Annotated in this window: 18 protein-coding genes and 4 pseudogenes; 9 read left to right on the top strand and 13 right to left on the bottom strand. The window is 44.4% G+C overall.

From position 1 onward, the window contains the following. Positions 1-547: 547 nt before the first annotated feature. Positions 548-1,633, bottom strand: a pseudogene (locus F6J99_RS16005) (transposase); the annotation flags it as partial. A gap of 58 nt (positions 1,634-1,691) precedes the next feature. On the opposite strand from F6J99_RS16005, the gene F6J99_RS16000 reads away from it, so the two are divergent. Continuing rightward, positions 1,692-1,889 (top strand): hypothetical protein, encoded by a 198-nt coding sequence (locus F6J99_RS16000; protein WP_070394829.1) that lies wholly within the window; start codon positions 1,692-1,694, stop codon positions 1,887-1,889. A gap of 479 nt (positions 1,890-2,368) precedes the next feature. After that, positions 2,369-3,247 (top strand): prolipoprotein diacylglyceryl transferase, encoded by an 879-nt coding sequence (gene lgt / locus F6J99_RS15995; RefSeq protein WP_293113792.1) that lies wholly within the window; start codon positions 2,369-2,371, stop codon positions 3,245-3,247. A 455-nt stretch (positions 3,248-3,702) separates the two neighbouring features. On the opposite strand, the gene proX is transcribed toward lgt, so the two are convergent. The 6 genes and pseudogenes from proX to pstS (F6J99_RS15965) all read right to left on the bottom strand — a co-directional run bounded on the left by proX (position 3,703) and on the right by pstS (F6J99_RS15965) (position 11,563). Continuing rightward, positions 3,703-5,709 (bottom strand): glycine betaine/L-proline ABC transporter substrate-binding protein ProX, encoded by a 2,007-nt coding sequence (proX, locus tag F6J99_RS15990; RefSeq protein WP_293113791.1) that lies wholly within the window; start codon positions 5,707-5,709, stop codon positions 3,703-3,705. Positions 5,710-5,926: 217 nt separating this feature from the next. After that, positions 5,927-7,153 (bottom strand): glycine betaine/L-proline ABC transporter ATP-binding protein, encoded by a 1,227-nt coding sequence (locus F6J99_RS15985; protein WP_293113790.1) that lies wholly within the window; start codon positions 7,151-7,153, stop codon positions 5,927-5,929. Positions 7,154-7,284: 131 nt separating this feature from the next. Then, positions 7,285-7,827: pseudogene (locus F6J99_RS15980) on the bottom strand (Uma2 family endonuclease); the annotation flags it as partial. 521 nt (positions 7,828-8,348) lie between these two features. Further along, positions 8,349-8,432, bottom strand: a pseudogene (locus F6J99_RS15975) (Uma2 family endonuclease); the annotation flags it as partial. 43 nt (positions 8,433-8,475) lie between these two features. Further along, positions 8,476-10,422 (bottom strand): iron uptake porin, encoded by a 1,947-nt coding sequence (locus F6J99_RS15970; RefSeq protein ID WP_293113789.1) that lies wholly within the window; start codon positions 10,420-10,422, stop codon positions 8,476-8,478. Positions 10,423-10,543: 121 nt separating this feature from the next. Further along, complete coding sequence (gene pstS, locus F6J99_RS15965) at positions 10,544-11,563, bottom strand: phosphate ABC transporter substrate-binding protein PstS (RefSeq protein WP_293113788.1); 1,020 nt, start codon at positions 11,561-11,563, stop codon at positions 10,544-10,546. Between the two features lie 485 nt (positions 11,564-12,048). Between pstS (F6J99_RS15965) and F6J99_RS15960 the strand changes: the two genes are divergently transcribed. Together F6J99_RS15960 and F6J99_RS15955 are read left to right on the top strand one after the other, a co-directional pair. Beyond that, positions 12,049-12,546 carry a hypothetical protein gene (locus tag F6J99_RS15960; RefSeq protein WP_293113787.1) on the top strand — a complete coding sequence of 166 codons (498 nt, stop codon included), beginning with the start codon at positions 12,049-12,051 and terminating at the stop codon, positions 12,544-12,546. A 65-nt stretch (positions 12,547-12,611) separates the two neighbouring features. Beyond that, positions 12,612-12,764 (top strand): hypothetical protein, encoded by a 153-nt coding sequence (locus F6J99_RS15955; RefSeq protein WP_293113786.1) that lies wholly within the window; start codon positions 12,612-12,614, stop codon positions 12,762-12,764. A 17-nt stretch (positions 12,765-12,781) separates the two neighbouring features. Here F6J99_RS15955 and pstS (F6J99_RS15950) read toward each other — a convergent pair whose 3' ends face one another. Then, a complete protein-coding gene (gene pstS, locus F6J99_RS15950; RefSeq protein ID WP_293113785.1) occupies positions 12,782-13,816 on the bottom strand; it encodes a phosphate ABC transporter substrate-binding protein PstS in 1,035 nt (344 codons plus the stop codon). Positions 13,817-14,203: 387 nt separating this feature from the next. Here pstS (F6J99_RS15950) and F6J99_RS15945 point away from each other — a divergent pair, with 387 nt between their 5' ends. Together F6J99_RS15945 and F6J99_RS15940 are read left to right on the top strand one after the other, a co-directional pair. Next, complete coding sequence (locus F6J99_RS15945; protein WP_293113784.1) at positions 14,204-14,356, top strand: hypothetical protein; 153 nt, start codon at positions 14,204-14,206, stop codon at positions 14,354-14,356. 172 nt (positions 14,357-14,528) lie between these two features. After that, positions 14,529-16,772 (top strand): effector-associated domain EAD1-containing protein, encoded by a 2,244-nt coding sequence (locus F6J99_RS15940; protein ID WP_293113783.1) that lies wholly within the window; start codon positions 14,529-14,531, stop codon positions 16,770-16,772. Positions 16,773-16,779: 7 nt separating this feature from the next. On the opposite strand, the gene F6J99_RS15935 is transcribed toward F6J99_RS15940, so the two are convergent. Next, positions 16,780-16,983 carry a hypothetical protein gene (locus tag F6J99_RS15935; RefSeq protein ID WP_293113782.1) on the bottom strand — a complete coding sequence of 68 codons (204 nt, stop codon included), beginning with the start codon at positions 16,981-16,983 and terminating at the stop codon, positions 16,780-16,782. Positions 16,984-17,165: 182 nt separating this feature from the next. Here F6J99_RS15935 and F6J99_RS15930 point away from each other — a divergent pair, with 182 nt between their 5' ends. After that, entirely contained in the window at positions 17,166-17,843 is a 678-nt protein-coding gene (locus tag F6J99_RS15930) for a hypothetical protein (protein WP_293113781.1), read from the top strand. Between the two features lie 720 nt (positions 17,844-18,563). Then, on the top strand, positions 18,564-19,526 hold the full coding sequence (locus F6J99_RS15925; protein WP_293113780.1) for a peptidoglycan-binding protein: 963 nt from the start codon (positions 18,564-18,566) through the stop codon (positions 19,524-19,526). Between the two features lie 262 nt (positions 19,527-19,788). Here the strand turns inward: F6J99_RS15925 and F6J99_RS15920 are convergent, their stop codons facing one another. Next, positions 19,789-20,043, bottom strand: coding sequence for an AI-2E family transporter (locus F6J99_RS15920; RefSeq protein ID WP_365973433.1), 255 nt, complete (start codon positions 20,041-20,043; stop codon positions 19,789-19,791). Between the two features lie 425 nt (positions 20,044-20,468). On the opposite strand from F6J99_RS15920, the gene F6J99_RS15915 reads away from it, so the two are divergent. Further along, positions 20,469-21,521 carry a DUF389 domain-containing protein gene (locus F6J99_RS15915; protein ID WP_293113779.1) on the top strand — a complete coding sequence of 351 codons (1,053 nt, stop codon included), beginning with the start codon at positions 20,469-20,471 and terminating at the stop codon, positions 21,519-21,521. 496 nt (positions 21,522-22,017) lie between these two features. Here F6J99_RS15915 and F6J99_RS15910 read toward each other — a convergent pair whose 3' ends face one another. The 3 genes and pseudogenes from F6J99_RS15910 to F6J99_RS15900 form a co-directional block, all read right to left on the bottom strand. After that, complete coding sequence (locus F6J99_RS15910; protein WP_293113778.1) at positions 22,018-22,578, bottom strand: hypothetical protein; 561 nt, start codon at positions 22,576-22,578, stop codon at positions 22,018-22,020. Between the two features lie 128 nt (positions 22,579-22,706). Next, positions 22,707-22,880, bottom strand: coding sequence for a hypothetical protein (locus F6J99_RS15905; protein ID WP_293113777.1), 174 nt, complete (start codon positions 22,878-22,880; stop codon positions 22,707-22,709). Positions 22,881-22,967: 87 nt separating this feature from the next. Continuing rightward, positions 22,968-23,207: pseudogene (locus F6J99_RS15900) on the bottom strand (IS630 family transposase); the annotation flags it as partial.

The raw sequence follows: 23,207 nt of genomic DNA, 5'->3' as shown, positions 1-23,207 counted from the left end.
GAATCTGTCTGCGTATCCTAGGTGTTAATCTAGGCGTTAGCTTCTGATTCAATCCTTCTCACATAGGCCATGCGGCTAACTACCTACTCAATGACCGACCTCATTGAGAGCACCTATGGAGTTACTTCGTTCCTGGCAGCCATTCTATTGAACTTTTAGGGTGATACTCTCCACCGAGAACCAGGAAAATCATTATAAGAAAGCGTAATCCTATAATCCTGTTTTGTTCTATAGCTATTTGCATGCAGCGTTTCAGCCTATTACGCTACTTACCAGTTACGATGGTTCTTACGTATCTTCCTCTCGTACCCATGAGTTCTATTGCCTGCTACTAACCCCACCTTTAGGCTGGTAGAGCTTCGCTGTTCGACCCCGCTTTAACCTAGAGTTTGTTATTTCTCAGTGATTAGGGGTAGGGCTGTCACTCGGATTTTGCGAGGGTTGGTCTTTCACCAACATGGTTACCAAGTTCTCAAGGTTTAATACCTTGTGACTAATCCCCCCTTTTACCCTTATTGGGTTAGGTTTCTAGTCAACGAATCGCACACGCTTTACTCGTATAAGACTCCTCAGTTACTGTCAATTTGATACCATACTCAGGGCACATTTGTTTTAATCTTTCAATTAGTCTTTTTGTCGGGATTACGACAAAATTTTGATTGCCCCTTCGGCCTATGTTTATTGAGTTTTTCTGCCGCTCGTTCCATCCAATTACAATATTGCCAATGCGTTCGCTAAGACAGCGGTTGACAATAAAACGGGCAGCTTTATTAACTGCATCCCGCATCTGGTTGTTCCGCTTCCGTTGAACTTTATACAAGTTCGCATCCCAATAAAAATCGGGTTTACCGGCTTTGTATTTTGCTACCAGGCGAGCATACCCCTGGTTCATTGATTTCAGTTTTCGACCGTCAAGAATTAGGCTTTTCCCATGGGTCGATACACCGGTCAACCAATTATCGCCACCATGGTCAAAGCTCCATGCTTGAGAGTAGTCAAGATTGGGGTTGGTATCTATTGGCTGCTTCCCGTCGTCGATAACCCAGTCAATCCACAACTGACCTAGATATGGTCGGATAGTTACCTCTTTGACCCAATCTGGGTCTATGAAATCTGGAGGAGACAGTGTTATATCGCAAAGTAATTCAGGCTTAGACTCTTTGCTAATTGACGGCCAGAATAATCCTTGCTTGTAGGTAAGGGCTTGTCTTGGGAAAGTAACCGCCGCTAATCCTCCCTTTTTGCGATACCTAGGAAGTCTCGGCCTATCAACTTCTCCTTTGTAATATTTCCCAACCAATTGGTTGTAGCTTTTTAAAGATTCCCCCACTGACTTCAAGGTTTGCTGAGCTGATTGGGCAGCCATAGCCTTGTAGTGTGGACTCCTATTAAGAGCCTTATCTATTTCTGGATACCTTACTGCGCATTTATATGTTTTCCAGCCAAACCTGAGGGTATCACTACGCCAGTAGGTAGTATAAGCTTCGACTTGTTCGCGAAGCCAGTCATAGTGCTTCTTCTTCGCGTAATAAATTGCACAGTTCGTCAAGTTATTTGCTTGTTCGCATTGAAACACCCAGAAAGCCTTTTCTTCATCTGAAAAAGTAGATTTTACTGGGACTGTTCTATACACTTCCTGTCGTTTTATTGCTTTGATATAGTACTATTAGTATACTTGAGAGTTCTAATTTATGTCAAGCATTAAAGAAAAGAAATCAAAGAAACGGATGAGAGGTGTACCAGTTTATTATGATGAGTTGAAAAAGCAACATGGCATATTATTGACTGATACTGCTTGGAAGTGGTTGCAGCTTTCAGCTAAAGAGTCCGGAATCAGTATTGGTGAATTCCTTGAACGCTGGATTAGAAGTGAAATAGACAAAACATAAGAGGGACACGGCGGGGTAAACCCCGTCGCGTCCGTTTCATCCCGGAGACGAAACCTGTTTATTAAGGCAGCCTTAATCATGGAGGCGCGCTTTCGCGACGGCGAATTAAATTCGCCATGGGTCGCGCCTCAAAGTTTTAACCCTTTACCCATAACCGACCAACCATAAAGGCTGCCTTATTCAAGCGGTAACTTCTGACCCGGTCATTAGACGCAGGGTTCTCACGTTCCCGGATGGCTTGATAGAAGTTGACAAGCGATGCAGTGGTCTGACGGGGGTTTCCCCCACTCGCGCTTTGCATGGCTGACAAAGTGCGATACCTCGACCAAGCACTTGATCAAGATATTTCTATAACCATTACACCCCATCATCCCATCCTCTCATCACCCCATTATCAATTGACCTAGTTTTGTGATGACTTAACCGATGCTGTAGGAGACTACAATGAAATTTGTGGTTTGCTGCCTATGGATAAATCAATGCTGCAAGCAATCTCTGCTCTAACCCTAGGGTTCCAATTTGCTTCTCCTGGGCCAATAATCGTTGAACTCGGACCCGTAACAATCCGCTGGTACGGACTATTGATTGCCTCAGCAGTGTTAATTGGAGTTAGCCTTTCCCAATACCTAGCCAAGAGTCGTAACGTTAACCCAGATTTGTTGGGTGACTTGGCTATCTGGCTGGTGATTTCTGCGATTCCTGGAGCCAGACTTTACTATGTCTTGTTTCAGTGGGAACAATACGCCCAGCGTCCAGACCAAATTATTGCGATTTGGAATGGTGGGATTGCCATTCATGGCGCTATCTTGGGTGGTATCTTAGCTGCAATAATTTTTGCCCGCCTCAATAAACTGTCTGTCTGGCTGTTAGTTGATCTAGTAGTTCCTTCTCTGATATTAGGTCAAGCAATCGGACGTTGGGGTAATTTCTTTAATTCCGAAGCCTTTGGCGCTCCCACGGATTTGCCTTGGAAATTGTATATTCCACCACTACAGCGTCCCCCAGGCTTTCAGAATTTTGACTATTTCCATCCCACCTTTCTCTATGAGTCTGTGTGGAACTTATTGGTCTTTGGGTTACTGATGACTCTGTTCTTTCGGGATTTACGCCGCAAACCCCATCTGAAGGTAGGGACGATGGCTCTAGTTTATATGGTTGCCTATAGTACTGGTCGCTTCTGGATTGAGGCATTGCGGATGGATAGTCTGATGCTCGGTCCATTACGCATTGCTCAAGTGGTCAGTTTGGTTGCGATCGCATTGGGAGTTGCTGGTTTAGGGTGGCTGTATGGGATGGGTCGGTCTTTGCCAGATGTTGTTCCAGTCGATAATCAGCAGTGGGATACGGTATCTAAATAAAAAAAGCCCCAGAGTTTAGCTCTAGGACTTTACCAGGGTGCATCTACCACTTTCTTTTTACTGGGTATATCAGGTTAATCCGGACAATTTTGGAATATACCAATTTGTTATTAGTTGTGATATTGGAAAGATCGCGCGTAAGCTATAGCTATCAGCGTGTCGCGTATCAGCCAACGGCTTAATGCTTACGATCGCGCAACGGATGATTCGAGGGCATGTTACCTATAGGTGAGTCTCTGGTATAGGAGTCCCCAGGGCAGGCGCGGACATGACAAAAGTCTCAAACCTAAGTAAGCGCAAGAGTTTGACTTCTGACTTCTGACTTCTGACTTCTGACTTCTGCTATAACTCGGGAGTAATCACAAATACCAATTACCCTTTACCAATTACCAATTACTCAAGCTTGACAATATTAATGTTTTCGTAAATTATAGGAAACCTCAAATTCCAGAAGTTTATCCAACGTCTCTAGCTTCTTCAACCCAGCTGTCAAACAACTTTTGATTCTTTTTAATCCATTCTTGGCTATGGCGACGGATATCTGCTGGGCTATCTTCGCCGTTTTTGGCTCGTAAGCTTTCAGCATTAAGCTCCTCAATCGGCATATTAAATAGCTCAAATAATCGTCTGGCTGCTGGGTTGGCTGCTATAAATTTTTTGTTGGCCACAAAACGAACCCGATCCACCGCAAATCCGAGATTTTTACCATCGATTGAAGTATGTTTTTCTGTCAACCCTTTCTGGGGTCCTGGTAGATTGGTTTGGGCAACTTCTAGCCAAAGCACATCCTCACCTGGTTTTAATACCGTACCCAGCCATAGGGGAGTCCAAGTGTAGTAAAGGACTGGTTTTCCTTGTTTGTAGCGAGCAATGCTATTCGCAATTAAAACGCTATATTCTCCTTGGTCGTGTTCGACAGTATCCCTGAGACCATAAGCATCTAAGTGATGCTCAATAACTAACTCACATCCCCAACCGGGAATACAACCAGCTAAATTTGCCTTACCATTGCCATCAAAGTCAAAGAGTTTGGCAATTTTAGGGTCTTTGAGTTGCTCTAAATTGGTGATATTGTATTTTTCAGCAGTTTTTTTATCAATCTGATACCCTTGCAAAAGATCAGAAACAATAACTCCAACTCGCTCTAATTTCTTGTCGCCACCATTTTTTTCAAAGAATTCTGTGTGCAGGTTTTCCCAGTGGCTAGCGGTAAAATCGAGGTCGTTATTACCCAAAGCGATGTGGCTGGTGGTGGGCTGGAGTTGTTTGGGTTTTTCAATCTCGTAACCGAGCTTTTCCAGAGCTGTGTTAACGATGTGTGTCATGAATTGTGAATCGGCTAGATAACCATAGGTAGAGCGTACGTTCACCCCTTTCCCAGGTAGGGCTATTTCTGATGCAGTTAATTCGGTTGTAGCTTGGGGAACTTGTTGCCAGCTGATGAAACCCACAAGCAATGCCACTAAAATCGTTACAGCAACAGTAGTCCCAGTCCGTGGTTTCCTGGTTAACCTCAAACGCACAAAACCAATCGGTCCTCGCTCTAGCCAAGGGATTTGGTTGTTGCCTTGACTCACCACTTGAGTGATCCGGTCGAGCATCACCGCAATCAGAACGATGCTTAATCCTCCCACAGCAGCTAGTCCGACATTCACCCGACCGAGACCTTGTAAGACCATCTGTCCCAATCCTCCGACACCAATCATAGAAGTCACCACGGACATCGATAGTGCTAATAGGATGGCTTGGTTGACTCCAGCTAGGATAGTTGGCATTGCTAGGGGAATTTGCACTTCCCAAAGCATTTGTCTTGGGGTTGAGCCAAATGCGATCGCAGCTTCGACAACTTCTGTAGATACTTGTCGGATGCCTAGGTTGGTCAGGCGAATCAGGGGGGGAACAGCAAAGACTAGAGTAGCGATTACTCCGGGGACTGCACCAATGCCAAATAGCATTACCACTGGGACAAGATAGACGAATGACGGCAGGGTTTGCATGGCATCAAGCAGGGGTCGCAGGAGTTTCTCGACGCGATCGCTACTAGCACAGGCAATGCCAAGGGAAATGCCAATCACCACACAAAAGACTACAGCTGTCACCACTAGCGCCAGGGTAGTCATGGCTTGTTCCCAAGCTCCAAAAAAGCCAATCAAGGTCAAGGCAATAAGGCTATAAATAGCAATTTTACCCCCAGCAATTTGCCATACTATCAAGCCCAGAATAATCAGGAAAATTAGGGGAGGAATCGATAGGAAAAGCGATTGTATCCCTTCCAGAGTCCAGGTAATGGGCAAGCTAATTGCTTGAAAGAAGGGACGGAAGTTGTCAACTAGGAAATTAACTACTGCGGTAATCCACTCGTCCAGGGGTAAGGTATAAAGCTCAAAGGGATTCAAGATAATATCTAGACCGACTTGGCTTGTTGCGATATTATTAAGGGATAGAATTAAAGAATTGAACACAATACTATTCCGAGGAACCTTCTTATAGTATAGATTGTCGATTTATCTAGATATTTGGTTTTTCAGCATTCAGCTATCAGCATTCACCTTTCCGTAACTAAGATTAAACGAATGCTTACCTCTTTTATTTAACAGCTGTTGGCTTAGCATGGGCGTAGGGCATCAGCTGATAGCTGATAGCTGATAGCTGATAGCTTCACTTAATAGCATTCAGCATTTAGTATTCAGCTACCTTGTCTTGGACAAGCTTTTGAGGTTTGCCAATACTAGCGATAAGATCAGACTGTTCCACCATTCCTTTGAATGTACCGTCAGTATCGACTACAGCAACAGGAAGTCCATCTCGGTAGAGGTGAAATATATCTTCTAGGTGGGTTAAAGCGTTGACTGTGGGGAAATCTGTTTCCATCACTTCAGTAATGTCTTCACTGCCTTTTTGGAGGACTGCTTCGAGCCATTGTTTCTTGACAATTCCAACAGGTTTGCTGTGTTCATCGACAACATACATTTGTTGGAGGTGATGGTCTATCATCTGTTCCAGTCCAGCCGTAGCAGAGTTTTCTGTAAGAACTAAGGCAGGGGTTTGACGAGCAATTGACCCAGTTTTTAGGACTTGGGCGCGGTTAACATCTTGGATGAATGCACTGATGTAGTCGTCAGCTGGTTGGTTAATCAGTTCTTCTGGTGTGCCAATTTGGACAATATAACCGTCTTTCATCACTGCTATGTGATCACCCATCTTCAGGGCTTCTTGAATATCATGGCTGATAAATACAATGGTTTTGTGCAGTTCTGTTTGGAGTCGCAGTAATTCATCCTGCATGTCCCGCCGAATTAGGGGGTCGAGGGCGCTGAATGCCTCATCCATAAGTAAAATCTCGGCATCTGTGGCTAAAGCGCGGGCTAAACCTACCCGTTGACGCATCCCACCACTCAGAGAAGAAGGTAAATAATCCGCCCATTGGGATAAACCTACCACCTCTAAGGTTTCCAAGGCTTTTTTGCGGCGTTTGGCTTGATCTATCCCCCGGACCTTGAGACCATACCCTACATTTTCTGCAACTGTTTTGTGGGGAAATAATCCAAATCGCTGAAACACCATTGATACCTTGCTCTGGCGAATCTCTCGCATCCGCTTCTCATCAACATGGGCAATGTCTTCATCATCGATATAGATATTGCCGCTGGTGGGATTAATTAAGCGGTTAATACAGCGAGCTAGGGTGGATTTTCCGGAACCGGATAACCCCATTACCACAAACAATTCTCCTTTATTGACGGTCATAGAGACATCGGCAATACCTAAGACTTGACCGGTTTTTTCTAAGATAGAATCCCTACTCCCACCTTGGCGAAATAGTTTGAGGGCAGCTTGGGGTTTTTCGCCATAAATTTTAATCAGATGTTCAATACGAATTTTGGGGTTTGAATTAATAGTAGTCATTAGTACTTGTTGAAAATGGGAAAAGGTTACTTGAAAAAAAATTGATTCGTAAAAACCCCTAGTTTATAACAGTTACTCAGCAGGTTTATTACTGAGGCACTCAGCACTTTTTATTGCCATTTACCTTAAATTTAATCTGGGTCAATCCCTGCCTGTCGCAGTCGTTCTGCTAATTGCTCAGCTCGTTGCTCAGCTACTTCAGCTCGTTGCTCAGCTACTTCAGCTCGTTGCTCAGCTGCTTCTTCTGGTAAGGGAACTAGATTCCCATCCCGGTCATAAAAGCGCAGCCATACTGCTGAGGTTTCTTCAATGGTTCCAGACCATGGTCCCAACCACAACCCTAAGCGCTGACACCATAGCCACCCTTGTTGATTTGGGGTTAGCTCCTGGTAGCCATTGTCTATATCTAAATACCATCCTTGCAATGAATCTGGGTCAAAGGGTTGGTAGACAAAATAATTTGGAGTGCGGAAGGTCTGGCAGTAGATGTTCTTATTTTTACCTATATCAACTTGCTTTGTGGAGGGGGACATCAGCTCGATTATCACATCTGGGTAGCGACCCTGTTCTTCCCATACTACCCAGCCCAGGCGTTCTCGGCTACCGTCTACATTCAAGACTACAAAGAAATCTGGCCCGCGAAAGTCCCGGTTTCGTGCTTGTTCACTACTGAATTGACACTCCCCGGCCTAAAGGCGCGGGGATTCCTAGATCAACGAGCCGCCTTAAACCGCCGTGTTCCAATCTTTGACGCCGCCAAAAACGGGACAATACTCAACCAAAAATCCGTGAAAACACCAAATTCCCAGTTAATTCACGACAGACCTAGAGGGCAGTTCTCGCGATAGCGTTTGACTACTCGATCGGAAGTGCCTTAAAAAGTCCGTTTCTCTTCCTTTTCGTCTGGTTCCGGTGTGCCCCACCGTACCTTGCTTGATCTCAAGTTTTGTTTTTCTAGGTTTACACGCCAACTTTTGATTGACGATTGGGTTTTTCAAGAGGACTTTCCCTACCCTCTAGGCATTACTTCTTTGTGGTCAATCAGTTGCGGGTCTCTCTCCCGGCTGAGCCAACGGTTTCGCAGCCTGTACCTATCTTAATTATACAACAAATTCGTGTATGACTAGAAGTTTTTTTCTTATTTCTAATTGAAAGCCGTCGAACGAAGGACGGGGCTTTCAACCCAAAATTTTTGGTAAGAGCGACGAATCTGACCATTAAGCTTGGGGGGAACATCTGGAATATAGAACCAATCAGTAGCTTCGGCTCCTGTCTCTGGGTTGGGAGTGAGGGTTTTCGGTTGACTATTTTGAACCATCCCACTAGAAATTAAACTGGGTTCGGAGTACTCCAACCCCAATAGTGTCATTTTCATCATTGTGTTCTGGATCGACAATCACCAAAACACCAGGAGTGATAAAGATTCTATCAGTCAGTGGGTAGCGATAAGACAGTTCAAGATGGTATGATACATCGCGATCGCGACGACCAACAACATCATTACTAGCTAGTCTTGGAGGCATGCCAACTATGAGATTCAACTGGCTGCCTAGTTTTCCGATGTCTGGGAAAGCGGCGGTAACTGCCCAGCTCCAAATATCTGCTTTTGATCCGGTTGATCCATCGAAATCATTGTTACGGGGTGAGGATTCTGCGATCGCATTGCTATAACCAAGCCAACCGCCTAGGGTAAAGCGATCGCTAAATCGATAGCTAGTGGATACACCCAAGCTATTTGATGAGGTGGCTGTATTTGAGCCAAAGGGAGATTGAGCGAATTGGCTACCGAGAAAGGATGCAGTATTGGGTTGAGGAGAGTAGTACCGGACATAGGTCAATGCCATACCAAAGCGATCAGAGGGAGTAAGGGTCACCTGAGCCAAAGCACCAAATGTACCATTGAACAGTCCAAAGTCTGGATTAGAGGCAGAACCAGTGTAATAGGCCGCTCCAGTAGCAATCAGGTCATTGAATTGATAGTAGATTCCAGCACCAGCGCCAAAACCCAAGTCGTAGATGTAATTATTGAATCCAAAACTGGAAATGGAAAATGCTGGATTGAGGGTGGGAATCAAAGCACTTGCTCCCTGACCTGCTGCTGCTATTGATACCAGACCTTTATTACCTAGGGGAAACCGATAGAACAGCTGGTTTAATTTAACATCATTGCCGGTATTAGTGGCAAAACCAAACTTTGTCATGGCTGTGCCAGTGAAACCAGTGCTAAAGTTACTGGTATTTCCTGCCCGAAGTCTAGTGCGCAAAAGGTCTCGACCAGTGAAACTGGTGTCAAAGTTGAGAATTGCCCGGCCTCCCAACAGAGTATTAGTATCATCAAAATCTTCCGTTGGGCTTTGACCAGAAGGAACTGCTTTTTTCCCGCCAAAGCCAGTAGCTAGAGCAATATCTACACTCCCACGCAAGATAGTAGTAGTAGAAAACTGATGGTCTTCGAGGAAAGTCACTCGCCCTTCCAAGTTATCCACCCGAGCCTGTACAGTAGCCAATTCATCACTGAATTCTTCTTGTAGCCTTTGCATTGCTGCTAAATCAGCTTCGGTTACCAAGTTGGCTGTTTTCCCAATAATCATGGCATTCACCCGATTTAGGCAAAAATTCAAGCCAAACGCAAACTCGTAGCGAGTCAGGGCGCGGTTACCGCGATAGCTGTCATCCTCGTAACCAGTCAGGCATCTATAGCGCTTCAACAAAGACTGTAGTGCTTCGTAAGCCCAATCAGTGGGTTGGACATCAGACAGTTCATAAACTGGTGTTACCCGCTCCATTGGTTCATTACTAAACGGGTCTGTCACACCTAAGTTTTGGGATATATCTAAACTATTATCTAGACTATTATCTAGACTATTGGAGTTAGTCTGAGTAGATGGGATGTCTAATAGTTTGGAAATCGGTGCTACCTGACCCATAAAGGGATTACTCACAGTGTCTGCCACCTCTAGGTCTGGCGGTGACTCCAGACTAGTCAAGCTAGCTGTCGATATCCCAGAATGGGGAATAGAGGTAGTGGTCTTAAACTCCAGTTCATGGTGGAATTGGTCGGTTAAGTGAGGAGTTTTTGGGGGAGTTTTTAAGTACTCTCGCGCTAGATATTTCGGGCTGGGATTAAGATCTGACCAATCTGGTGATGGGTTAGGGTCTATGGCGGTCAAGGTTTCTGGTTCGCTCTCAGCCATGGCGGGGGTAATGGTTACCAAATGAACACCAAGTACTATCGGTGTCAGTGGTAATGCACCGCAAAATTTTTTCACAATTCTCCTCACACAACAAAAATAAAGGGTAAAAGCTCGAAAGCTATACCACACCAATAACAGCGATACAAGGATAGCAAAAGAAATTTATTCCTTTTGCCTTCTGTTGAATTTTGTCCTTCTATGGAACAACCCTGATGTTGTTATTCACAGCTTCGATGGCTCGGTTAGCAACATCTTCCGGTATCCGAGTGTACTGTAGATCTTCGTTCAAGTCTTGACCCTCAGTCAGAATCCAATTTATCAGGTCTTTAACCCCTTGGGCTAGTTCTGGTTTAGGATACTTTTCGTAGACAAACAGCCAAGTTATACCTACAATTGGATATCCCTCTTCTGGGTCATCTATATTTTCGATGGTGAAGTCATCATTGAACTGCACATTGGCTAGGGCTTTATTGGCTTGATCAACCGTAGGCTTGACGTAGCGACCAGCTTGGTTTTCCAGCCTGGCCATCGGTAAGTTAAGCTGTTTAGCATAGCTCGCTGGTACATAGCTAATGGCACCGTCAATTCGCTTAACTTCGCTAGCTACTGGTCCATTTCCCGGAACACTAGAGAAGACCTTAAAGCCCCAATTAGGTTTTCTACTGGCTCGGATTCTGCCATTAGTAATTTCATTCAAATATTTAGTAAAAATAAAGCTAGTACCGCTAGTGCCTGAGTGAACAACTACTTGGATTTTCCGGTTCGGTAGGCGGGAGTTTACTTGCTTCCAATTAGAAATCTGACCTGAGAAGATTTTACCTAGAGTGTCTCGGGATAGCTTAACATCTGTGGTTATCCCTTGAAGATTATAAACCACAGCCAAAGAACCCCCAGCCGTTGGTACCATCAACAAACCCCGTTTCATTGAGTTTCTCTCTACAGGAGTTGGAATTACATTGCTCGCTCCGAAGTCAACGGACTGATTGAGAAATCGTCTAATCCCACCACCACTGCCAATGGCACTGTATTTGAGCTTTACATCTGTTGTTTCTTCTTGGTATTCTCTAAAGTAACGGCGATAAAGGGGTTCAGGAAATGTAGCTCCGGCACCAGTGAAGGATTGAGCGATCGCACCACTGATAGAACCAAAGCCAACGGTTAGGGTTACTGCTGTTGCTGTTAAAACCTTCTGCAAAAAAAATTGATAGCCAATCATTAATTTATCCTTAATTTATTCCTAAGTATTCAGCCGTCAGCCGTGAGCTTTTAGCTCACCCGTGCGCGTTCAGCCGTCAGCCGTGAACTTATTTTATTAAAAAGCACCTCGATTAGCACCATCTGTAGCGCATAAAATGAGGGACTAGCCTGATCTACGGCCAATAGCTGAACGCGCACGCACCTCAAGTAGCGCATTAGCTGATAGCTGATAGCTGATAGCTGATAGCTGATAGCTTACATTTATTCTAGTATTACAATTGTCAGTATTATGAATCCTATAGATTACGCGTTCGCGTCAATAACAATATAATTTATATGACGACCATTTCAAGTATAAAGTTTCGCCAATTTTACTGGCGTTATAAGTGGGCAATCAATAGTGGGCAATCAAATTTATATCATCAGAGAGTTTACTAGAAAACTCTAAGCCAAGTTTAATGCTATTTTACAAGAAAGCAAACATTTTTTTGGTGTGACATGGAGATGAGTTTACTGCGAAAATTTAGCTTGACACTGGTTTCATTCCTTGCACTTAGTCTCCCAGCTGCCAAGGGATTTGCCCAAAGCTTTGGGGGGATATTCCAGGAGATTTCTATCTCTGAAGTGCCAGCTCCTGCTATCACTGCGGCCACTGTTGCTGCTGGTGTTTCACCTACGGATGCAGCAATCGAGATTGGGGCTGATGGCAAGCTAATCTATGGACTGAGTGGTCAGAACTCCCAGGGCAACCGCTTTGAAGTGGATGTCAATGCCATTGGCGAAATTCAGCAGGTTGAAGAAGAAATTGACCAGAGTCAGGTACCTCCAGAAGTACTCAAAGGTCTAAGAGTCTGGCTACCTGACTTCCAGCCTACTGTGATTAGGAGGAGCGTCCGAGCCACAGACGTTATATACGAGTTCAATGGTAAGGATGTGCAAGGCAACAACCTTCAAATTGAAATGCCGTCCAAGGGTGGCAGGTTGATGCTCTTTACCTATTGAACCAGAGAGTAACTCTACTATGGTTGCTCTAAACCGGGTGCATCTCATTAAAGCTGTTTGACCCGGTGGCTGGAACGGGCATCTTGGTGGAACCGGCATCTTGGTGGAACCGGCATCTTGGTGGAACCGGCATCTTGGTGGAACCGGCATCTTGGTGGAACCGGCATCTTGGTGGAACCGGCATCTTGGTGGAACCGGCATCTTGCCCGTTACAATAACCCACCCTACCCCACTACTATGACCCAACAGTTATGTTTTGATTCACGGCTTCGATGGCTTGGCTAGCAATATCCTCTGGAATCCTGGTGTATCCCAGTTCCCCGTTAAAGTCCTGACCTTTAGTCAAAATCCAATTAACTATATCTTTAATCCCCTGGGCTTTGGCCTGAGTGGGGTACTTCTGGTACAGTAGCAGCCAAGTTAGACCCACAATTGGATAACCATCGGCTGGATCGTTAAGTTTGAGGGTGAAGTCCTGGTTAAACTCCACATTGACCAGGCCTTTACTGGCTTGGTCAAGACTAGGCTTAATATAGCGACCTTCTTGATTTTCAATTCTAGCGCTAGTAAAGTTGTTCTCTACAGCATAATGAGCTTCTACATAGCCAATGGCACCGTCAATCCGCCGCACTTCCCCAGCTACTCCACCATTTTGAGGACGGCTTGAGAAGACCTTGAAGCCCCAATCTGGTGTTCGACTGGGTTTGATCAGACCATGGGTAATCGCACTCAAGTAGTTAGTGAAAATGAAACTAGTACCGCTGCTATCTGAGCGCACAACAACTTTGATGTCTCTTCTGGGGAGGTAAGTGTTAACTTGCTTCCAATTACTAATTTGACCAGTAAAGATTTTGCCTAGAGTCTCGCGAGATAGTCTGACAGAGGAGACTACACCTTGGAGATTGTAAATGACTGACACAGCTCCCCCCGCTGTTGGCACCATTTGTAAGCCCCGTTTCATCTGACTTTTTTCCTCATCGGTTGGGGGCATATCAGTGCCAGCGAAATCAACAGACTCGTTAATGAATTCCTCAATACCACGACCACTGCCAATGGTACTGTAACTTATATTAACGCTGGTTTCTTGTTGGTATTGGGAAAAGTAACGCTGGTAAAGGGGTTCGGGAAATGAAGCACCGGCACCAAACAATGGTATTGCACTTGCTGCCTTGAGTGAAATCAATACAATGGCAACTGTAACTGTTAAGGTTATCAATGTCCGACGGGACTTGATTAGAGCTAAACTCATTATAGTAATTATCATAGTCATGAGGTACAATTTTCTGGGTTTTAGGGAGCAGGGACTTCGGAGCAGGGAGCAGGGAATGAGGCCACGCTAAGCCAACATAATAGGGAATAGGTAAGAGGTAAGAGGTAAGAGCCAAGAGGTAAGAGGTAAAAAATCTTGTGTACCTCATAGCTATAAGAAACGATAGAGTCTAGAAGGATTCAGGATAATTCAAGGGGTAAGCTATCAGCTAATGCGCTACGCGCACCCTATGGGAATAGCTTATGGTTATGGGAAAAGCATGACGTTTAAATTTTTGTTAAGTGATTTAGTATTAGCTGCTCTAGCACCTGAAGTGAAGCAGGGATAAGCGTTCAGTACTTCTGCGATTGGCCTTTGGGCCACGCTACGCACTTATGCGATTGACCTTTGGTCACGCTACGCGAACGCATCCTCCTCCTCTACCAGATGTTTGTGATGGGGAAAGAGATAACAGCTGAAATTATCAAAAAGACTGGCATGTCCGGTAAGCGATGGGAAAGAGTAGTGAAGCATATCCTTTCCCGACTGAAGTTTTCCTAGTGAGCGTTTTTCATAACTATGAGGTTCACAGGATTGTTTCCCTGCTCCCTTGCTAAAGTCCCACTACCTTTTTTTTACCATAAAATGGTACTACCTTTACATACCAAGCATTTTAGCTTGTTTCTTCACCCCTTCAGGAATGTTTGTCTGAACTAATAACATATGTAAAAATATGGGCTTATCCGGTGAACAACGCAAAATACTACAAAAGGCTTTTACTGATGCTTTCCCTAATAAATCATCATTAGAGCAAATGCTATGGTTTCAATTAAGTAAAAATTTAAACATAATTGCTGTAGAAGGTAACTTAAACGACATTGTTTTTAAATTAATACAAACAGCAGAAGCTGAGGGTTGGGTTGACAAATTAATTTATGCTGCACGTAGCGCAAACCCTGGAAGCCCAAGCTTAAAAACTAAAGCTATTGCTACTATTGCTGAAGCAGCAACAACTGAACAAAGAGACATCAAACAGACAAATCCAGGTTCAATGGGTGATGGACAACAAGCTGGAATTTGGAAGGGTATTTTCCAGATCCAGTGGTTTGTTAATTGGGTTAGTCAAAGTTCAACTCCTCGCCAAGAATACCGCAACCGTCAGGCATTACTCACTAAAGTCAAGACCTATTGGGTCAAGGGCGTTCTGGAAAAATCCCTCTATCACCAGGTACTGATTGAATTGGGATTAGAAGAGAGACCCGATGCTATTACTAATCCTTTAAGCGAAATTCTCGAAATCGGTGACGACTCACCTCAACTCCTCTCGGAAGGGACTAAACTAATTGATGTTTTTGACCAAATTGGTACAGGAAGAACCTTACTCATTTTAGGGGAACCAGGGTCAGGAAAAACCACAACTTTACTCGAACTCGCTCGGGATTTAATTGCTCGTGCTGAACAAGACACTAATCAGCTAATTCCTGTAGTATTCAACCTCTCCTCTTGGGCAAAGAAACGGCAGACGATAGCCGATTGGTTAGTAGAGGAACTGAATACTAATTATGATGTTCTCAAGAAAATTGGAAAAGCTTGGTTAACCCAACAACAACTACTACCATTGCTTGATGGTTTGGATGAAGTAAAGGCAGACTATCGAGACGACTGTATCCTAGCGTTGAACCAATTCAAGAAAGATTATGGTGCCGAGTTGGTAGTGTGCAGTCGGATTAAAGACTATCAAGCCCTATCCAATCGTCTGAATTTTCAAAAAGCAGTTTGTATAAGATTGCTTAGTTTAGAACAAGTTTGTCATTACTTGAATAGTGTCGGAACTGATTTAACAGGATTGAGGACATTAATTGCAGAAGATACAGTATTACAAGAATTAGCCCAGTCACCTCTAATGCTCAATATTCTAACTCTAGCTTATCAGGGAGTAGTAGTTGAGGATTTGCCCAGAACTGATGTAGTTCAGGAACGGCGCAAGCAGCTATTTGATGCATATATTGAGAAAATGTTTAAGCGTCGGAAGACTAATCAACGATACAAGAATGCGCAAGTAAAGCGCTGGCTAATTTGGATGGCGCAGAGGATGGTTGAGGAGTCGCAAACAGTATTTTTAATTGAAAAAATGCAGCCATATTGGCTAATAAATAGAAAGCAAAAACGAATTTATAGGCTGATGTTCAGGCTGATGTTCGGGCTGATTCTCGGGCTGATGTTCGGGCTGATGCAAGAGCTGATGTTCGGGCTGATGGGGCTGAGGGGAGGGCTGATGGGGCTGAGGGGAGGGCTGATGGTCGGGCTGATAGGAGGGCTGATCCAAGGGCTGAGATTTAGTCTGGGACTCGGAGTAGCAGAAGAAATCAAAACAGTTGAAATACTTCAAGTTAATTGGAAAAAATTTTTGATTTCCCTGCTGAGGGAAGGGCTGATGGTCGGGCTGATGGTCGGGCTGATGTTCGGGCTGATGCAAGAGCTGATGTTTGGGCTGATGGTCGGGCTGATGGTCGGGCTGATGTTCGGGCTGATAGGAGGGCTGATGGGAGGGCTAGAGAATTCAGAAATTGAAACAAAAACAAATCCAAATCAAGGAATTCGGAAATCACTTTGCAATGCTATTGTATCGCTGATGTTCGGGCTGATGGTCGGGCTGATGGTCGGGCTGATGTTCGGGCTGATAGGACGGCTGAGGGAAGGGCTGATGTTCGGGCTGATAGGAGGGCTGATGTTCGGGCTGATAGGAGGGCTGATGTTCGGGCTGATAGGAGGGCTGTTGAATGGTGGCAAAGACTGCATCCAACACTTCATCCTCCGCCTTATCCTCTACCGTAACAAATACATCCCTTGGAACTATGCCCGCTTCCTGGACTATGCCGCTGATCGCATCTTCCTACAAAAAGTAGGAGGAGGTTACATCTTTATCCACCGGATGTTGATGGAACACTTTGCCCAGAATATGGAGCTTGAGAATTGATAGGTTACTATAGCATTTTGAATTGAATTGAGGCATCGGCTCCATGAAAATTGACCGTCATGGCCGGGCAACGAAGACTGATTTTCTGATTTGTTGGCATCTTTCCGAGAGTAAAACCCTCCCAGTTCGGTAGGGATTTCTTTTGTACTGCGATTCGGGCTTTACCGACGCTACGCGATGTGCCGTAGGCACCGCTACCTGCGAAAACCATTTTCAGTTCACGAAAACATCTGGATTGCCCAAGGTGTACCCCATAATCATGAGATTTACCCTTTTGATCATCTGGTCTCACTAGGGTTGTAATTCCGCACGCCGTATTTTCCGGAAAATGGTTTTTATATTCGAGAATAATGTAATATCAAGGTCAACCTAATTAACTTAAAACGTATATAAATGGCTAAGAGATTTAAAACTGTAAAAATTAACATAGATTATGAACCTAAAGAAGCAGATTTTATCGAGAAAGCTAATGAATTTGGTTATCAAATAAATTCTGTAAATAAAATTCCACCCGCGATCGCTAATGAACTTTCAATCGCTATCGCAATAGAGAAAAGCTGCGAGCATATCAGAGAAGGGTCGGAATTCTTTCTACAGCTTCCAATACCAAATAGCAAGCCCATAAAAGTTAAAAAAATTAATGGGAAAATTATGGGCAATTTCAAAGCTATGGCTGATGCCGTAGAAATGCCGGAAGATCAAAGGATAGATACATGCCAGATGATTTTCAGTCAAATGGCAGTTTTCCCTTGGGGGATGACTTTTTCTCATCCTCTAGCTAAAGAAGGCTGGGTAGGAGACAAGCTCGGTGTTAATTCGTGGAAACATGCTGAAACGATAATTAACTCAATCATGTACCCACAAGGAACTCCAGACAGAGGAAAAATTGCAGAAGAAAGTTTTCGACAAAAGATATTGCTTGCAAATTCAAATGTCGATATTGACACGTTACTGATAAAAGTCAAAGCTCGAATAATCCCAGCATGTCAAATGGCTTGCTCATTAATAGCTCAGGGTATAGAAATTGATCTTGAAGCTGGGTTGCATCCGGAAACAGGACTTAACCTGTAGCGATCACATTCTTTTTGCGGGTGCATCTCAATGCATGCAATTAGACAAAAATTATAATAAAATTCCGACACTGCCTACACTACTTACTCTCCCTAAAATCCCCACGCTTCCGACACTTCCGGCACTTCCCTTCTTTTTTACAAAGATGAGATCCACTCCGTACGGCCTAGTTAACGCTCAGGACAAAATGAAAACTAAATTTAAGGGTCTGCTGTATTAATTAGTCATTAGTGAATAATCACGATTCAGGATTATACTTAACCTAGACACAAACCGTTAGATCTCGAAAACTACTTCTGTCCTATTCCCTTTTGCCTGTTCAACACATCTGGCCCAATCTTTAATTATATCAAATTAAATTATTAATGAGTCCAAAAAAAGTACCCTCAAGGGTACTGTCAAAGGATTATTGTATTGCTCATAATTAAAAGGGAACTGAAATCTTATTGCACCTGAGTCGTTATAGTGGGCAATTATTCCACTCTAAGATTAAGCTAAGGATAACGTTGATAATATAGCACTACGCATTAAGGTGTTTGAAATTGATACAAGCAGCAAAAGGTGCGACCCGTGGGAAACTATTGCCTATTGCTAGCATGCCTATTGCCTTGCGCGTAGCGCTATATTGCCGAAGCTACGGCTAGTGACAGTGGTGCAAGATTTCAGGGAAAGCAACTAGAGTAAACCATTGAGTTAGGTATATATCCTAAATTTATAGTGATGGCAGACTATAGCAATCTCGAAAGCAATCTTGAATCAGAACAAACAAAACATGCAGATTTTTGTGAAGATTGTCACCAAATTAACCTGATAGATAATCAGCCTCAAACCCTGATCCAGACACAAGCGATCGCAAAAAATCGATTAACTACTGTTCGACAGGCTCCTGGCTGCTCTACTTCTATCCTGCGGGGACTAGACCAGCAGCTGATTGATGAAATGAATAGCATCGGACCCAATAGCTTGGTCAGTTTTGCCGACCTAGATGTGGCTAATGGTCCAGCAGTTCACCCTTTCCTTCAGGCAGTAGCTAAGCAGTCCTTGGCACGGGCCATTAAGGCTCGTGGTCGCACCCTTTCGGTCAATTCTGCTTACCGAACTATTGCTCAGCAACTAATGCTATTCAATCATGGTAAAGTTAGACGCTGTGGTATTGGTGTGGTTGCCCCTCCTGGTAGAAGTAATCACCAGAGTGGTTTAGCCCTAGATATTAATGACGAGCAAGGCTGGAGACCCTATCTAGAGCGAGAGGGTTGGAGGTGGTTTGGACCTGCGGATAGGCCTCACTTTGACTATATTGGCAGAGGTACACGAAACATTCGTCCTGTTGCAGTTAAAGCGTTTCAGCGACTCTGGAACCAATATAATCCGGACAAACCCATTGCTGAAGATGGGATTTACGGACGAAATACTGAAGCGCGACTGAATCAAGCCCCCATAGTTGGCTTTGGAGAAACTAACGAATCTATTCCAGACAGAAGACTCAGCCTGACTCAACCCTATCTCGAAGGTGAGGATGTTCGCCAACTTCAGGAAGCTTTAGTTAAAGCAACTATTACTGTCGAGGTAGATGGCGTTTTTGGTCCGGGTACTGAGAAAGCTGTTAGGAAATTCCAGAAGCTAAAAGATTTAACAGTAGATGGTATCGTCGGACCTACAACTCGCTCGGCTCTGGGATTGTAATATCATCTCCGGTTGAATACTTACACCCTTGGCCGAATCGAAGGCAGAAGGCAGAAGGCAGAAGGCAGAAGTAAAGGAGTAAGGTTTCATCGGAGATGGTTTTTGATTACTAATTATCCGGACATGATATAAGCTGATTTGTCAACTTCTTAATGTCATTATCTCTCTTTTGTCACTCTAGGCAGAAGAGAGATTGTATGAGTCTGGTTAATCACTTAGTATTAAGCTTAATGGTTATTAATTTTCCATTTTAAATTGACTCTCAACTGTTCCCGATTCCCGATTCCCGATTCCCGATTCCCGATTCCCTAATAATTTCCACTAGACTTTTCACGACACCTGTGAGGGTAATTGCGAGAATTACCCCCAACAATCCTCCCAGTTTAACTCCCAATAGCAAATAGACAAAGATAATCACTGGGGATAAACCGGTCAAGTTACGGAGAACTCTCGGAGCAATGAAGTTGTCTTTGATCTGCTGTAGTCCTACGGATACCACGAATATAGCACTACCCATTCATAGGGTAGCTGTGATAAACAAGCCTAACAGGATTTGACCGATCCAGTTATTAAGATTAGTAGCCCAGTGATCAATAACTGTTGAATTGGTGAAACAATAGAATTCATTGACAATTGGCTCAGGTAATAGTAGTGACTGGTAGAAGCAGTAACGTTACCTAATGATTATCCGATCTACCAGTCAGATTGTGAAGTTATTTCTCATACCTTACTTAGGGTTAATTGTCAACATGACTTACGCATTTGCCCCCTAAATCCCCCGAGCGAGGGATTGCTCGCTGGGGGGACTTTGACATCATTCCCCCCAGCGAGGGATTGCTCGCTCGGGGGCTAGGGGGGCGAAATAAACTTAACCGCGTAAGTCCTGGTCAATATGTGTTCGTAAAAGATTAGCTCAATAGTCGGGAGCATCGTCTATTATCTATGGAAAAGGAAAACCAAAAAACTCAAAAGAATCAAAAGACTAAAACTAGAGTCTCCAAAACCTGGAATCTTGTCAGGAACTTTGGCTTAAAGGCAATTCCAATTATGATGGTAAGGAATTCTCTGTTTGAAGAATCAGAACTTACCCTCAATTTCTTAGTCTTAATCATTAGCTCTTGTTTAATTGCTACCTTTGGACTAGTTCTCAACAGTGCTGCGGTGATTATTGGGGCGATGATTATTGCTCCTCTGATGTTGCCCTTAAGAGGATTGTCCTTTGCTACCTTGGAAGGAGATTGGGAACTATTACGGCGGAGTTTTGTTTCTATTGCTGTAGGCACCTTACTGGGTATAAGTTGTTCTTGGTTGGTTGGTACAGTTATCGGATTTCCTGAATTTGGAGCCCAAGTTTTAGCTAGAACTAAACCCAATCTAATTGATTTACTGGTTGCGATCGTGGCCGGGGGAATTAGTGGTTTCTCTAAAATTCGCCCGTCTTTAGAAGATGCGGTACCAGGGACAGCAATTGCAGTAGCCCTCATGCCTCCCCTTTGTGTCGTTGGGTTAACCCTATCCCAGGGACAATGGGCCTATAGTCAGGGAGCATTTCTCCTCTATATTACTAACCTGATTGGGATTAACCTAGCTTGCATGATCGTCTATTTCTTTAGCGGGTATGCTCAAAGTACTGAACTGAGCCGGTCTTTAAACTGGGGATTCTCGTTAGTGCTGATTGCTGTGTTAGTGGTGCCACTAGGACTTACCTTTTGGGACGTGCTTGAGCAAGGAAGAATTGAGGAGCCAGTTCAGGAATTGATTAATAAGAGTCCATTGTTTAACAAACCAGGTATAGAAGTTTCTACTTGGACGATCAATCGGAAAGCTAATCCTCCTTCTATCAAAATGGCTATCCGTTCAACAGAACTGATTACACCGGAACAGGTGAAGGAGTTTGAAGATGCGGTTGAGATTAAGCTAGGTAAACGGTTTAAAGTGAAAGTTGACGTTACTCCATTTATACCAGTGGAATCGCCTAATCTTAAAGCTAATTAACTTTAATTGGAGTAAGCAACTATAGCAATTATCAATTCCCTAGGGAGATGGGGAGATGGGGAGATGGGGAGATGGGGAGATGGGGAGAATTTTTATTAATAAAAAGGTATTTTTAACCTGAAAAAAAACTCTACCGACCACCCCACCTCCCTTTCACCCCTATTAACCTGACAATTTGTTCCGATTAATGAAACAACTGCGTAGGGTGCGTTAGGGGGGCCTCATTTTCCGGCTCGTAGCCAGGGTTTGGAGGACCCGCCCCGTAACGCACCACTGTGTCAAACAGCAAAAGCGATGCAGCGCGGTCTTGGGGAGGCAGCGCGGTCTTGGGGGTTCCCCCCATGAGCGACTGCCGTGGTTTCCCCCACTCGCTATTGCATCAAGACAGAGAGTTGCTACCGCTAAGATAAACCATAATCGTGACAGGGCAGATGGATCTCTAATCTCTGATTTTTGGAGATTCCAGCCACTGGACTGGTCATCTAAAAAGTTCTGTTCATAATCGTTGCGTAACCCATACGAGAGCATTGGTTTTTAGGCAGGTCTTTTCATCACTGACCACCGCCCAAAACTCGACCTTGATGTTATTACGACCGATAATCACGTGAACCAAACCATAGTTGGCCGCTTTTTGCAATCGCACCTGATGGAAACACAAGGCCTCCCCCCGTAGAACATGGAAATCTTTAAGCTGGCACCAGCCTTTGCCCCTCCGCCAAATCCAACTATCCCTCGCGGGGCCAATCCGATAGTGCCAACCTAATTGGGTAGTTAACATCCGCCTTGGCGTTAATATGAACTTGCACCTCGGTCTGCCAGTAACACCACCTTGATTCCTTGAGGTAATCGCAAATGAGCCGATTGAATCATTTCTCGATAATCCCAGCAACGATATACTGGCACTGCCATGAGCCATGACCCGCGCTCGCCACGCGGCTTGGCGCGACCTCGATGCACCACACACAGCCGCACGCTCACAATACTTCTCCCAAAATAACGAGGTGTCTAATGCCAGATAGATTACCTGTTGAAGCCAATTGGCCTGCATCTGCTTCAATTAAACTGCCATAGAGTCGATGCACATTGATTCGGGGTAATGGCTGCCAACGCTGGATTCGTCAAAGTTTGCTGGCAGCATATTGACCCCGGCACGGCATATAGACCGTCCATTTAGTCAGATTCACACTACCGGTATGTACCAGCGCCACGCTCCATCGATAAACAAACAGTCAGATGAGCCAAATGCGCCCAATCACCTTGACCCATCCATTGATTCAAGGCATTGTAGAGGCGGGAGTTTTTTTTCACAGCATCTTCTTCGTATGAGTGGTATCTGTCTTGAGGATGCTGGCTCCCCACATTAAAAGTCAATCCCTCCTATTCCCCTCCTGGCTTGCATTTGATTGTTCCTAATTGATGCTTTTGTCAGTCAACCAGACTCGATGGTCAAAAAATTGCTGTTAACCAATCCCCCACCTTGCGCCCATTCCATAATCCTCCATCTGGTGCTTTCTCCTGGAGGGCCATTTCTAGGTAGGCTTGCCTTTCATCTGAAAGGAATCCCTTTGGCCCAGGATGTTGATGGCGACGATCTACCAATCCTTCTTTACCTTGCCGATTGTAGCGACGTGCAATTTGACGAATGGCCTCCAAGCAATAGCCTGTGACTGAAGAAACGATTAGAGT

It is taken from the genome of Moorena sp. SIO4G3, assembly GCF_010692305.1.
GTDB classification, from domain to species: Bacteria; Cyanobacteriota; Cyanobacteriia; order Cyanobacteriales; family Coleofasciculaceae; genus Moorena; species Moorena producens_A.
Note: the sequence above shows the minus strand (reverse complement) of the source record. Positions and strands in the feature narration are given on the sequence as shown.